Origin of the sequence: Pseudomonas sp. NFPP02, from assembly GCF_900119355.1 — a bacterium.
Classification (GTDB): Bacteria; Pseudomonadota; Gammaproteobacteria; order Pseudomonadales; family Pseudomonadaceae; genus Aquipseudomonas; species Aquipseudomonas paracarnis.
Genome location: NZ_FPJI01000018.1, coordinates 40,186 through 53,159, shown reverse-complemented (window position 1 = coordinate 53,159; position 12,974 = coordinate 40,186). Strand labels below are relative to the sequence as shown.

Below are 12,974 nucleotides of genomic sequence, written 5' to 3'. Positions count from 1 at the left end.
CGACGCAGTCACCGAGGGCACCACATGATCGACCGTTTGCGCTGGGCAACCCATCGTCTCACCAAGCGATTGTGGTTCAGAGCCTCCTTGTTCTCGCTTCTAGGGGTCGCTACGGCACTGCTTGCCGTTGTGTTCAAAGACTTCGTTCCCGAGTCCCTGCCCACGCGCATCGGTGCAGATGCGGTGGACAAGATTCTGGGCATCATTGCGTCCAGCATGCTGGCCGTCACGACCTTTTCTTTGAGCACGATGGTCACCGCGTACGGTGCCGCAAGTAGTGGTGTGACCCCGCGAGCCACCACTTTGGTGATGGAAGACACTACGACGCAAAACGCCCTCGCTACGTTTATTGGCTCATTTCTTTTCAGCCTGGTAGGCATCATTGCCCTGAGCACCGGCGCCTACGGCGCGCAGGGTCGCGTGCTGCTGTTCGCGGTGACCATCGCCGTGGTTGTACTGGTGGTCTACACCCTGCTGCGGTGGATCGACCATTTGTCCAAGCTCGGCAGGGTAGGAGAAACCATCGACCGCGTCGAAAAAGCGGCCATGGCGGCCATCAGCCAACGCGCCCAATGGCCCTGCCTCGGCGCTGCAGCCTACCCGACCGATCACGCTCTGGCCCCCGGCGCAATGACCATCGAAAGTGAGCAGACGGGCTATGTGCAGCATATCGACGTGTTGGCCTTGGGCGCTATCGCGCAGCATGACTGCACGCATATTTACCTGGAGGTGGTGCCGGGAACCTTCGTACACGAAGGCATGCCACTGTTGCACGTGGTCAGCCTGGGCACCAGGCAAGACGATGGCACACAGGCCACCAGGGAAAAGATCCTGTCTACGCTGACCATCGGTAACCGTCGCACATTCGAACACGATCCCCGTTTCGGCCTCTGCGTCCTCTCTGAAATCGCTTCGCGCGCGTTGTCACCTGCCGTCAACGATCCAGGTACCGCTATTGATGTGATTGGTCGGGGAGTGAGAACGTTGACATGCTGGGGTAAGCCCGGCGGGTCTGGCCGGCAGACAGATCAGCAGTGTGAGCAGGTATTTGTTCGAGGGCTGAACGTCGATGATCTGTTTGAGGATTTCTTCGCCCCGATCAGCAGAGACGGTGCAGGTGTGTTCGAAGTGGATGCTCGCCTGTTGAAAGCCCTTATCAGCCTTGCCGAAATAAACCCTGTTCTGTTCAAAACGGCGTGCCTTAGGCAGGCGGACCAACTCATCACACGCGCGCATGCAACACTGACACTGCAGCATGAGAAGGAGCGACTAAGCGCCTTGGCCAAGGCGATAGGCGTGTAGGAGGCTACTGGGCCTGCGCAGCGGCACTCAAGGTAGGGAATTAATGGCCTTTATGACCGCATCGGCGATGGTCTTTGTAATAAGCCGACGCTGACAGTTATCAATCGTCGGGCTCAGCCATGTGGGCAGGCTGTTCAGTACGGGCAAAATCGCCGTGAGCGCTCCCTCACGCAACGGCCCGCCGGGCTGATGGCCCTGCTGGCCGATCACCTTCATGAGTTGCGACTCATAGGCTCGCCTCAATCGCTCAACGCTCGCCTGCATCGGAGCGCCCAGGCAATTGGCGTCCATGACCGCTAACTTGAAGTGCCCGGTCATCTGTTCATGCAATTGAAGATGGCCTTCGATCAGTGTTGTCAGACGTTGTGCCGGCGTCAATCTACGGGTGTTGATCCGGTCGACGTGCGACAAGAGCGCCTGATACAGCTCTATCAGCCACTCATACAACATGGCTTCCTTGCTCTCTACATGGTGATAAATTGCTCCCGGGCTGATGCCAACATGCGCTGCCAATTCGCGCATGCTGACCTGGCTGAAACTACGCTCCTTGAACAGCTCCAGGGCTCTGCGCTGAAACTCCGAGCGGCTGAGCGCGAGAGCCGTCCTCATGTGTCGAGTGCCTGCTGCTTGGCAATTTCCTGGTTGCGCAGTATGAACCGCTGCAACTTACCACTGGGGGTCTTGGGCAGTTGCTCGACGAACTCGATTTCCCGTGGGTACGCATGCGCAGCCAGGCGCTGTCGGACATGCAGGCGCAAGACTTCTGCCAACTCGACACTGGGCAGGTACTCACGATTGAGCACGACAAACGCCTTGATCAGTTCGGTGCGTTGCGGGTCGGGCTTGCCGATCACCGCGGTTTCGACGACTGCCGGATGTTCAACGAGCGCGCTCTCCACATCGAAAGGCCCCACGCGGTAGCCGGACGTGGTGATCACATCGTCGTTACGGCCGACAAAGCTGATACTGGCGTCTTCATTGAGCTCCACGATATCGCCGCTCAAGTAGTAACGGCCCACAAACGCCTTGGTGGGCATGTGAAGGTAGCCATTGAACCAGCACAGGGGCGAGCGCTCGCGATCCACCGCCAGTACGCCCGGCTGGCCTGTCGGCAACTCCCTGTGCGCATCGTCCAGCACGACAATCCGGTACCCCGGCACCGCATAACCGGCAGAACCCTCGCGGACCCGATGGCGTAACCCATGGTGATTGCACAGCACCATGCCGATTTCGGTTTGGCCGTAATGATCGTGAATGACCACGCCTAGCTGTTCGGCGAACCAACGGATGACTTGTGGGTTGAGCGGTTCGCCGGCGCTGCTGACGACACGCAGTTGGCCACGTACGGCGTCGGCGAACTCGGCCCCGGCGTCAATCAGCAGGCGAAAGGCCGTAGGCGAGCCGGCCAGGTTGCTGATCCCGTACTTGGCGATAATCCGGCTGGTGCTTTGCGTGGTGAAAGGGCCGTCATGGAACAGCGTGGCCCGGCCGCACGCCAGTGGCCCGGTCACTGCGTAATACAAGCCATAGGCCCAGCCGGGGTCGGCGAGGTTCCAGAAACGGTCGTCTTCGCGCAGGTCGATTGAATCGCGCATATAACTTTTGAAGGCAAGGATGGCGCTCAAAGGCACCTCCAGCGGCTTGGCCGGCCCTGTGGTGCCCGAGGTGCACATCAGCAGGAACGGCGCACGGGCGTCCAGCAGCTCAGGTGTGCAGTCGGGTTGTTGATGTTCCAGCACATCCCAAAACGCGTAGTCGCTGGGACGCCGTGAGGTGGCGTCGGTCACGATGACGTGGGGGCAGTCGAAGAGCTCGTCCAGCTTGGGACGATTGTGGGCGTCGGTCACGATCCAGCGCGCGTTGGAACAGTCCAGTCGCTGTTCAATGGCCTTGGGGCCGAACGCGGTAAAGAGTGGTTGGTAGACCGCCCCGATGCGCCAGGTTCCCAAGATGGCAATCACCAGTTCAACCGTGCGTGGCATCAGGCCGGCAACCCGATCCCCCGGCTGCACGCCATGGGCTCGCAGGAAGTTGCCGAAGCGCGCCGCGTGCGCCTGCAGTTCGCTGAAGGTGTGCTGCGTGGCGTGGCCATCGCGCGTTTCACAATACAACGCCACGCCATTGCCATGGGCATGCCGGTCGCAGCATTCAATGCAGGCATTCAAGGCGCCGGGTTCGCCGTGCAAGTCCCGGGCAGCCAGCTGTAGATAATCGAAGGATGAGACTGCTGAGTCGTAATCGCGCATAACGTACCTGATTATTATTGTTGGAATATGTGCTTTGCCCACGCAGGCTGCGCGGCCACCTCTACCTCGGTCAAATGGGGTCAGCCTACAAGGACGGCGTCGGGGCCGATAAGGCCAGGGAGTCAAAGGTTGTCGCCCCCGGCAGGGCTTGCCAGGCCGAGGGGCCAGCGGCGATTTCCTGAGCGCTCAGCAGGCAATTGTCGAGTGCGCGCTGCAGTGCCTGGGTGTCCAGGCCCTGGCCGATAAAGACCAGCTCTTGCCGGCAATCGCCGACAATGCTGTCCCACTTGGCCATGATGTTCTGCAACCGATATTCATCCAGCGGCCATTGCGCCTGCTCGATGAAGTTCCACCAGTGCCCGACGTAGTCCCACTGGAATTGCCTGCCGCTTTGCACCAGCAGGCCGGTTTCCAAGTGCCTGCTGGCGAGCCAGAAGTAACCTTTGCTGCGCAACAGTCGCCCGTTTCGCCAGGGCTGCTGGAGAAAATCGAGTAATCGCTGTGGGTGAAAGGGGGCACGCTCGCGGTACACCCAGGAGGTCACGCCATAGGTGTCCGATTCAGAGGCCGGTGCGTCGTCGGCCTGCATTTTTTTCATCCAGCCGGGCGAGGCCACAAGGCTGGGCAAATCAAACAGGTGAGTACCGAGGATGGCGGATAACTCCACGTTACCCTGAGTCATCGGTATGATCCGCGCGCTCGGGTTAAGGCCGGCGAGGATCGCGTGCACGGCCTGGTAGCCGGGCTCGTCGATCAGGTCCAGTTTGTTGACGAGAATGACATTGGCGTATTCCACTTGCTCGATCAGCAGGTCGGTCAGGTGGCGCGTGGGTGCGTCGTCGCGGTCCACAATGTCCGGCGATTCGAGCAATGCCTCAAAGCGACTGCCATCGACCACCGTCACCAACGTATCGAGCCGCGCCAGTTCGCTTAGGCTGAAGCCCTGCGCGTCGAGGAAGGCGAACGTCTCGGCAACCGGCATCGGCTCGGAAATCCCCGTGGACTCGATCAACAAGTAGTCGAAACGTTGCTGGCGTGCCAGGGCGCTGATCTGCTCGAGCAAATCGGCGCGCAGCGTGCAGCAGATGCAGCCATTGCTCATCTCGATCAACTCATCGCGGCCCCGGTGCAGCGCTACGTCGCGCCGCACCTGCTCGGCATCGATGTTGACCTCGCTCATATCATTGACGATGACCGCAACGCGCAGGCCGTCGCGATTGCGCAGGATATGGTTGAGGAGGGTGGTTTTGCCGGCGCCGAGGAAGCCGGAAAGCACCGTCACCGGCAGTCGGCCTGCCAAGGCACCGTCCATCATGCGTTCACCGTGCCATCGGCGTGGTCCAGGTAGCTTTCGAACAGGTCGACCACCACGAACCCCTCATCTGCTGCATCGCCCCAGAGATCTTTCACGCGAAACTCGACGTGGTAGGTCGGCTGATGCGCCGCGCTCAGATCGCCGTGGCCGATAGCGTCAGGGAAGGGCCACTTTTGCACGGTGCGGTGCACAACCACGCCTTCTTTGCCGCGCACGTAGGCCGGCATGCGGGTATGCCCGGCCACATACTCGTTGCGCACCACCACCCGGTCGCCCACTTCAAAGGGCGGGCGGCCGCTGATCGCCGGGCGCCCGCTGGCATGCGCGGGGTTCGCCAGCTTGAAGTGCGAACCCAGGGCCTGGTCGAGTTCCGCCTGGGTGATCACACCGGTTTCGACCAACAGGGTGGCGGTCGCGATGACATAGCGTTCGTAGTATTGGGTGCCGACATGTTGGCGCACGTCGAGGCGCTCCACGGCATGGCGAACTTCGTCCACGCTGAACTTTTTCAAGTGATCGGCACCGACAAACATCAGGCTGTAGGCCAGGTGTTCCCAGTCCTGCTTGAACACGGGTTGGTAGCTCAGGCTGTTGATGGTGTGAGGGATTTTGCCAAAGCCTTGAAACCCACCGAGATCGTGAAAGCCATCCATTGTGAATACCTCTGAAAAATGCAAAAAACAAAGGGCACCGTTTACGCCACGTAAGGCAGCGCCACGCCGATAAGGACATCCTTGGTGATCAGTTTTCGCAGGGCCTCTTCATCCATGGATTCGCTGCCCTTGGGCCGTACAGGCAGCACCAGATAGCGGGTTTCGGCGCTGGTGTCCCATACCTTGACGATGACGTCGGCCGGCAGCTCGGTGCCCAGCTCCCGCAGGACGGTGCGCCCTTCGCGCACCAGTCGGGCGCGGAACTCGAAGCCCTTGTACCACTCCGGCGGCAAACCCAGGACAGGCCAGTTGGTGCAGGAGCACAGGCTGCACACAATCACGTTTTTCACGCTGGGCGTGTCTGGCAGCGCAACAATGTATTCACCCTGCGGGCCGGTATAGCCAAATTGGGCGCACGCCGCGGTGCCGTCTTTGAGCAGCAGTTCGCGAAACTGCGGGTCCACCCAGGCTCTGGCGACCACTTGAGCCCCGTTCTCCGGGCTCCATTGGTGTGCCATCAGCTGTGTCATGTGGTCGATGTAACCGTCGGGGATCAGATCCTTCTGTTTGAGCACTTGCAGTAGCGCTTGCGCGCGTTCTCCCGGTGTTGATGTGGTTGCTTCATGTGCGCTCATAAGTTGACTCCTCATCGTTGAGCTTCTGGGCAGCGCCTGGCGGCTTGTTCTTTTTGCGCTGCGCGGGATTACCGGCTAACAGTTTTTCCAGTCAACCGACGCCTCGAACGCTGCGCCAGCCTGGTAAATCGTGCCTTCGGCATAGTGCTTGCTGACCAGCATCATCCCGACAGGTAAACCGTCTACCAGACCACAGGGAATCGACATGGCCGGATGCCCGGTGATGTCCTGGGCAGAGGCATTGCCGATCATTCCCAGTGCACGGGCCACGTACTCGGTAATCGAGCAACCCGGCTGCGGGTGGGGTTGGGCGATGATCGGGACGGTGGGCATCACCAGCAGGTCATACCGCGCCAACGCGGCGTCATACCCGGCACGTGCCACGCGCCTGAGGTTTTGTGCCTTGGCGTAGAAACGTCCGTTGTAGCGTTCCAGACCGTATTGCCCGACGAACATGCACAGCTTGAGAGAGGCGGACAGGTCATTGGCCTGATCGCGCCATCCGGCTTGCTGGTCCAGCAACCCGAGGTCATACAGCCCTTGCCAGTTAAAACCGGCCCCATTGCCGTGCATCATCTGCATCATCAAGCCTTCACAGCCGATGGGGTGCCATAGCGAACCGGCAATGCTGTGCTCAGGCACCGACACCTCCTCGACCTGCGCGCCCAGCCGCGAAAACGCTGCAATGGCTTGACGTACGCAAGAGGCCACACGTGGGTCCTGGTTGGCCAGTTCAAAACCTTCGCGCAGGATGCCGATCCTCAGCCCGCTGACACCGCGTTCCAGGTAATCGCTGTAAGCGTCGACCTGCGGCGCGGCTTGTCGCGGATCGAGCCCATCGGCGCCGGCCATGACTTCCAGCATCAAGGCGTTGTCGCGCACGTTTGCGGTAATGGGGCCGGCGTGATCGATAGTCGCTTCGATGGCCATGATGCCGGTGTAGGGCACCAGTCCGTGGGTCGGCTTCATGCCGTAAGTGCCGCAGAAGGCGGAAGGGATGCGGATTGACCCGCCCTGGTCACCGCCGACTGCCAGGTCGACCTCGCCGGCGGCAACCAGTGCTGCGCTGCCGGAAGACGAGCCTCCCGAGGCAAAGCCCTGGCGAAAGGGGTTGTGCACCGGTGCAGGATCGGAGGTGTGGCTGCCGCCGGACAGGCAGTAGTGTTCGCACGTTGCCTTGCCGAGGATGGTCGCGCCGGCATCCAGCAAGCGCGTGACAACCGTGGCATCGAAGGCGGGAACGAAGCCTTCAAGCGGCTTGGCACCATTCATCATGGGGACGCCAGCCAGTGAAATATTGTCCTTGAGGGCGACCGTTTTACCCGCCAGCTTGCCTTCGCGCGCACCGTTGACTTCGGTGCGGAAGTACCAGGCGTTGAGCGGGTTGTGTGCGGCCGAGGGACGATAGCCCGAGCTGCGTTCATAACGGACCGGCGGGATGAAGTCCGGCAGCTCGTCAACCAGGTCATATGCGTCGAAGCTTGCCTGCATAAGCGCCAGGTATTCATCGGCTTGCTTTGCACTGAGTTGCATGTGCAGGCTGCTCGAAATAGCCAATAGCTGTTCAAGGGTGGGGCGAGCGATTGCCATGGTTGGGCTGTCCTTATCGTAAGTGGCCGAAAAGCACTGCGTGCTCAATATCAGCGAGCCTGGGGCTCAAGATAGTCCGCGCATCCAGCCGGCGGCTTGGTTGAGAAAGACATCGACTTGGTTGAGCCGGACACCCAGGCGCCAAGGGCGCGCGGTCGCAGTTTCTGGCGTTAAAAAATGTGCGCGTAGCGCAGGTTCATGCGGAAGTCTTCGCGGGTGCCGTTGTCCACCGAGAGGTCTTTGCCCAATTGCAGTTGCACCTGGTCGGTGGGGCTGACGAACTTGGTGGCGGTGAGACGCAAGTTGGTGGTGCCTAGTTCGTTGTCCTGATTGACATGCTCGACGTTTGTCTCGCCACCCCAGGTACGCCCCAAGCCAATACCAAAGGTGGTGGTGGCGTCCGGCATGTAACGCCCCATGATCTGCGCTGCGTAGGACACGTCCTGCTTCATGCGGTCGGCATTTGCACCGTAATCCGTATTGTCGCCATACCAGGTCGCGCCGCCGACCAGGTCCATCGCCCATTTCTCTGTGAAGTGCTTGACGTAGGCGCTCTGCAGTTCGAATTTCCAGCGGTTCTCCCCTAGGTTAAGCGCGTCGTCCTTGTCATACGTCCCCGAAGGCACATACACATAGGGGGCGATACTGAGGGTGTCGCGGGCTTCGTTGAACCGCCATTTCACCGGCGCGGTGAGGATCAAGTCGCCCACGCCTCGAGTACTGCCCAGTGCTGAGGCGTCACCTGCGCCGGAGACGTGCCCGAAAGGCAAGAGGAATTGCGGGTCGATAGTGACTGTGTCGCTGAGCGCATACACATGGAGCAGACGCAGGATGCCAACGTCGGAGGTCACCCTGAAGTCAGAGCTGACCTTGTGTCCGTTGGCGTAAGCCGAGTCCGTAGTGGCGTGCTGATAATAAATCGCACCGATAGTGGCGCCGACTGGATATTGCTCGTAATCGCCAGGCGCGACTTCACCCGCGTTGGCGTGGAGGGCGGGCAACAGGGTTGAGAGAGTCAGCAGGTGGATCTTGTTCATTGTTTATTCCTCGCACAGGGGACCGGGCCACCCGTGAAGGGTGGCAGGCGGTAGAAGCCGGGTTGTTAAACGCCGCGGGCGCTCAGGCTGTGGGCGGCAAGGCGTCGCGCAACATGCCGGTTTGCGAGTGACAGTTGATGTACTCGAAGACCTGGCTCTTGGCGTCGGACACGGACACCTCGTGGTACAGCCTCAACTTCTTCAAACCCGCGGCCACGCGAAAGAACGTCACGAAAATACGCAGGTGGGTAGGGTGGGATTCAGCCCAGCGTTCGAGTTTCTCCACCGAGCGCCAGTGACCGATGTTGTAGCTCAGGTCGAGAACGTTGCCGTCCAGGTCGATATTGCGCACGAACCTGTTGCTGTAGCAGCCCAGCGGCTGACCGTTGTCACGCAGGAAGTCCATGCCGTCCTGCAACGTCGGTAAAATTTCGTCGAGGTAGAGGGAGCGCTCCTCTGCCTGGGCATCCGCCCAGTCCTGGCCTGAACGAATCAGTGTGAGGTTGTCGTGCCCCAGCACCACGACGCGTCCGCCCTTGGCGGGGTCGCCCGCGACCACTTGCAGCTCGCTCGTGGGCTTCATCCAGTCGGTCTGGGAGATCGGGAAACGGTCGCGCATCGAGCCCCAATAGCCGTGCTCTTCGATCTCGCCACTGGTGGCATCCATGACTGCGCCGACACCGGGCAGGTTTTCCTGGAAGGCGTATAGCGTCTCGAACTGCTCGGCGCGTGGCGCGGTGATTTCGCGGAAGTAACCCAGGCCTTCACCCAGGCGATCCGGTGAACTCCACCAGTCATTCACCTGGGGTGAGCGCAACCAGCGGCAATGGGCGGCAGGGTCTTTCCAGTACCCGACCACAATCAGATTATCAAAGCCGCTGCTGTCGGTGTGCTGGGTCAAATCGTAGTTCTGCGGGCCCTCTGCCAGGCTGAAACTGCCGACGATGTGGCGCATAGCCTGCAAGGCCGCCTCGCGCTGGGCATCTCCTTGATATTGCACGCCCAGATAAGCCATCACCACTTGTTGCAGTTGCTCATCGGCGCGCGCCACCCACATCGGGAACGGCGGTTGGTACTCTTCGGGTACACGGCGGGACAGGGTGCGTGGGCATTTCAGATGTGTGTCGATTGCAGATTCCATCTTGAGCTCCTCGTTATTTTCGTTCAGGCCTACGGGTGGGCGTCATCGCGTCGGCGGCAGGGGGCGCTTGGCGACCTGCCGTCGGTGCAGTAGCTGCATGGCCCCCCATTCAATCAACCAATAAGCCGACTCCTCAGGCGCGAGGTCGCGCCGTTGCAGAAGCCAGGAGGAATCAGCCAGTCGTGGTGCAGAGTGTCGATGCATGGCGTGCCTCATCAGCGGGGTATGAGCTGCTGCGAGGTGGAAATTATGCCGGCAGAGAAGGCCGCGCTTTGTTAGGCGAGACAACCGCTTGGTTGGCAAAGACAGTCCTGCTACGGAGGTTCACCTGTGGTCTGCGCTGGTGCACACGTGCTGATGGCGTGATGTGATGTGCGCTTAAACGGGCATAGGCGCGAGACCTGTGGCGAGGGAGCTTGCTCCCGTGACGGCCTGACAGCCGCCTCCCTCTATCTGACAGCCGTCGGTGCAAATGTGGAAGCTGGCTTGCCAATGCATTTGGCGTGTTAATTGCTTCGATGGCTGACAATCGGCCGCACGTTACAACTTCTCGAGCGCCTATTGCATCGTTGTCGAGGTCAGCGTCATGAACCCGAACACTCAGTATTCGACCCTTGCCGTCCCTGCAACACGTCGGTTTGATTATTGGAAAGAAGTGGTCTGTCGTCATTGCCTGGCGGCCGATAGCAAACCCTTGTCCCAGAGCCGCTTTGATGGCTCGCTCACCCTTAATACAGTCGGCGCGCTGGACATCTGTACGCTGTCTTCGCCGCTGCATTACTGGGAGCGTTCCGAGCAGCACCTGCGCAGCGGTCCGGCCGAAGATTTATGGTTGGGTTTCGCTCGAAAGGGCCATGGGCAAATCGAACAAGGCTCAAGAAAAGCCAACCTGGCGACGGGCAACTTGTTTCTTTATGACGCAACCCAGGCGTTTCGCTTCAGCCTGGGTGGTACCGAAAACCACTTGATCCGTATTCCCAGAGCGTTGCTCACCGAACGCCTGCCGCGTATTGCCGAGTACACCGCGATGGTCCTCGACGACCGGCGCCCAGGCGTCGTGCCCTTGCGTGAAATGCTGCACCAGGCCGCGAGCACGCCTGCGTCGCTGCAGGATGAGCGCATCTCGAATCGTTACTCAAGTGCTGTGCTTGATCTGCTTGTAATCAGCCTGGAACTCCAGGACCTGAAAACCAGCCATCAGGAAATGGATCTCTACGGCCGCATCATGCAGTACATCCAACGCCACCTGACCGAGCCGGACCTGTCGATTGAAGCCATCGCCAAAGCCCACAATGTGTCCACCCGCACCGTTACTCGGGCCTTCGCACGCTACCAGAAAACCCCCGTTGCAGAGATCTGGAAAGAGCGCTTGAATGCCAGCCGAGAAGCAATCGAGCGTGGCCAGGTACGCAGTGTGTCCGAAGCGGCGCTGGACTTTGGGTTTTCTGATTTCTCGCATTTCAGCCATGCGTTTCGCAAGGCGTTTGGCGTGGCACCGAATACGCTTTTACGCCGCGATTGAATTGCAAGAAGGAGCGCTTGTGCCGGGTAGCGAGCCTCTGAAAAGTCAGGAATGAAAGAGGCTATCCGGATCCCCACAAAGCATTTTGATTGGGCTCCAGGACAATGTTTTCAGGTCGATAACGCTTTTGTTTGCCCTCATTCGCATCGAGTGTGCGATTGATCGCCAATGGCGATTTCCGAAGGACTCCAGTCTGGCAGGGGCTGGTACTCAGTGTTTTTCTCTCGCAGGGATTGTTTTTGTGGTTTGGCCGAGAGTCTTGAGCTTATCGGTCAGCATCATTCGTTCAGTGCAGCACCGAGTGCAGCCAGCGCTACGGCATTGCGATTCGATATAGCGGGACGAGGTTGCTTCGGCGTGATCGCCACCGTGAGCGCCCCTTCTACGGCAGCTGTAACCGCGTGCGCCTGAGTGCCAGTGGGTGGTTGCACGGGTGTCTTTCCTCCAGCAAAAGCCACTATTTGGGCGATATTCTCTGCTCAAAGGCTGGCATAATGCCTTGCTTTTACCGCAAGGACGCACGGACGCCATGTTAAAACCAGCCTACCTTCTTTTGTTTTTCTTCACCCTCGCCGGCTGTCAAAGCCTGCTTCGACCTGCTGATTACGATTCCCTCCACGTTGGCTTTCGCTGCATGGGCCTTGCTGGTATAGAGCCCTTCAACCGAGACAACTTGCGTTATATCGAACGCTTCGCCGGTTACGGCAACGCCACCTGCATGGCCATGCTGGGCAAGCTGTATCAGGAAGGCGGGCACGGCGTCGATCAGGATTTTCGCAAGGCCCGTGCCTTGTTCGTAGAGTCCGCCAAGATTAAACCGGCCACCAATGTGCTGCTGGGTCAGATGGCCGAACGCGGCGAGGGTGAACCCGTGGACTATGCCAAGGCGCGCCAGTTCTATCGCCTGTCTGGCAACAATGCCGTGCTGGCGCTGGGGCGTTTAATGGAGGAAGGCAAGGGTGGCCCGCAGGATTTGCCTGGCGCCTTGGCACTCTATCTGGGCGCAATCCGTTACTGTGGCGACGAAGAGTGGCAAGCCATGAATCGTCTGCGTCTGGCAGGACAACCGCTGACTGAAGACCAAATGAAACGTTATCAGCAAATCTGGCTGACGAGTTTTCTCAAGCTGCAGACTCGGCGGCTGGCTGTCCGGGAAGTGTTTGAAGCGGTCAATGCCACGGGCGAGAAGAAGAGCGTGCGGCTGTCCTATCGCTTCACGTCAGACAGCGGTACGCCGAAAGTAACGATGCTCACAGGTTCGGGCGACGCGAATGTCGACGCATGGGTCATGAAGGCCGCGTCGCAAATCACAATGGGCAACGCCGCGCCGCTGACCGACAGTTCGGGCGTGCGGGAGATCGTGGCGCCGCTGGTCTTCGTGCCTCAAGACACCCAGCGCATGATGGGGTTCTGCGGGAGAAAGCCCTGCGGTTGACGGGTTTCTCGCGATTTGTAGCGCTCATGAATATCTGCACGCTGAGAGTCCAACATGGAGAAGGCCAGGGTGCGGTCAACTGCTTCCAAGAGGTCTCG

At 59.9% G+C, this 12,974-nt stretch carries 11 protein-coding genes; 3 read left to right on the top strand and 8 right to left on the bottom strand.

Translation table 11 applies throughout. The features are described from left to right. Nucleotides 1-24 precede the first annotated feature (24 nt). Nucleotides 25-1,302 carry a DUF2254 domain-containing protein gene (locus tag BT204_RS24835; protein ID WP_072448588.1) on the top strand — a complete coding sequence of 426 codons (1,278 nt, stop codon included), beginning with the start codon at nt 25-27 and terminating at the stop codon, nt 1,300-1,302. 27 nt (nt 1,303-1,329) lie between these two features. Here the strand turns inward: BT204_RS24835 and BT204_RS24830 are convergent, their stop codons facing one another. The 8 genes from BT204_RS24830 to BT204_RS24795 all read right to left on the bottom strand — a co-directional run bounded on the left by BT204_RS24830 (nt 1,330) and on the right by BT204_RS24795 (nt 9,919). Beyond that, nucleotides 1,330-1,911: a TetR/AcrR family transcriptional regulator gene (locus BT204_RS24830; RefSeq protein ID WP_034127369.1), complete on the bottom strand. Its 582-nt coding sequence runs from the start codon at nt 1,909-1,911 to the stop codon at nt 1,330-1,332. Beyond that, entirely contained in the window at nt 1,908-3,548 is a 1,641-nt protein-coding gene (locus tag BT204_RS24825) for an AMP-binding protein (RefSeq protein WP_057977309.1), read from the bottom strand. Before BT204_RS24825 ends, BT204_RS24830 begins: the two co-directional genes overlap by 4 nt. A gap of 85 nt (nt 3,549-3,633) precedes the next feature. After that, nucleotides 3,634-4,863 carry a GTP-binding protein gene (locus BT204_RS24820; RefSeq protein ID WP_072448586.1) on the bottom strand — a complete coding sequence of 410 codons (1,230 nt, stop codon included), beginning with the start codon at nt 4,861-4,863 and terminating at the stop codon, nt 3,634-3,636. Further along, nucleotides 4,860-5,516, bottom strand: a complete 657-nt coding sequence (gene nthB / locus BT204_RS24815; protein WP_072448584.1) for a nitrile hydratase subunit beta — start codon at nt 5,514-5,516, stop codon at nt 4,860-4,862. The genes BT204_RS24820 and nthB overlap by 4 nt, the downstream gene beginning before the upstream one ends. 41 nt (nt 5,517-5,557) lie before the next feature. Then, nucleotides 5,558-6,151 carry a nitrile hydratase subunit alpha gene (nthA, locus tag BT204_RS24810; RefSeq protein ID WP_054895913.1) on the bottom strand — a complete coding sequence of 198 codons (594 nt, stop codon included), beginning with the start codon at nt 6,149-6,151 and terminating at the stop codon, nt 5,558-5,560. 75 nt (nt 6,152-6,226) lie between these two features. Further along, nucleotides 6,227-7,741 (bottom strand): amidase, encoded by a 1,515-nt coding sequence (locus BT204_RS24805; protein WP_072448582.1) that lies wholly within the window; start codon nt 7,739-7,741, stop codon nt 6,227-6,229. Between the two features lie 170 nt (nt 7,742-7,911). After that, nucleotides 7,912-8,778 carry a transporter gene (locus BT204_RS24800; protein ID WP_072448579.1) on the bottom strand — a complete coding sequence of 289 codons (867 nt, stop codon included), beginning with the start codon at nt 8,776-8,778 and terminating at the stop codon, nt 7,912-7,914. An 82-nt stretch (nt 8,779-8,860) separates the two neighbouring features. After that, nucleotides 8,861-9,919 carry an aliphatic aldoxime dehydratase gene (locus tag BT204_RS24795; RefSeq protein WP_057977317.1) on the bottom strand — a complete coding sequence of 353 codons (1,059 nt, stop codon included), beginning with the start codon at nt 9,917-9,919 and terminating at the stop codon, nt 8,861-8,863. 586 nt (nt 9,920-10,505) lie between these two features. Here BT204_RS24795 and BT204_RS24790 point away from each other — a divergent pair. Further along, nucleotides 10,506-11,441: an AraC-like ligand-binding domain-containing protein gene (locus BT204_RS24790; protein ID WP_003191111.1), complete on the top strand. Its 936-nt coding sequence runs from the start codon at nt 10,506-10,508 to the stop codon at nt 11,439-11,441. 529 nt (nt 11,442-11,970) lie between these two features. Further along, entirely contained in the window at nt 11,971-12,876 is a 906-nt protein-coding gene (locus BT204_RS24780; protein ID WP_057977319.1) for a tetratricopeptide repeat protein, read from the top strand. Nucleotides 12,877-12,974: the final 98 nt, after the last annotated feature.

Bases quoted from the DNA above. Each gene is read 5' to 3' on its own strand.
- nthB (WP_072448584.1), bottom strand. From the start codon at position 5,516: ATGGATGGCTTTCACGATCTCGGTGGGTTTCAAGGCTTTGGCAAAATC.
- BT204_RS24790 (WP_003191111.1), top strand. From the start codon at position 10,506: ATGAACCCGAACACTCAGTATTCGACCCTTGCCGTCCCTGCAACACGT.
- BT204_RS24835 (WP_072448588.1), top strand. From the start codon at position 25: ATGATCGACCGTTTGCGCTGGGCAACCCATCGTCTCACCAAGCGATTG.
- BT204_RS24800 (WP_072448579.1), bottom strand. From the start codon at position 8,778: ATGAACAAGATCCACCTGCTGACTCTCTCAACCCTGTTGCCCGCCCTC.
- BT204_RS24805 (WP_072448582.1), bottom strand. From the start codon at position 7,741: ATGGCAATCGCTCGCCCCACCCTTGAACAGCTATTGGCTATTTCGAGC.
- nthA (WP_054895913.1), bottom strand. From the start codon at position 6,151: ATGAGCGCACATGAAGCAACCACATCAACACCGGGAGAACGCGCGCAA.
- BT204_RS24825 (WP_057977309.1), bottom strand. From the start codon at position 3,548: ATGCGCGATTACGACTCAGCAGTCTCATCCTTCGATTATCTACAGCTG.
- BT204_RS24820 (WP_072448586.1), bottom strand. From the start codon at position 4,863: ATGATGGACGGTGCCTTGGCAGGCCGACTGCCGGTGACGGTGCTTTCC.
- BT204_RS24795 (WP_057977317.1), bottom strand. From the start codon at position 9,919: ATGGAATCTGCAATCGACACACATCTGAAATGCCCACGCACCCTGTCC.
- BT204_RS24830 (WP_034127369.1), bottom strand. From the start codon at position 1,911: ATGAGGACGGCTCTCGCGCTCAGCCGCTCGGAGTTTCAGCGCAGAGCC.
- BT204_RS24780 (WP_057977319.1), top strand. From the start codon at position 11,971: ATGTTAAAACCAGCCTACCTTCTTTTGTTTTTCTTCACCCTCGCCGGC.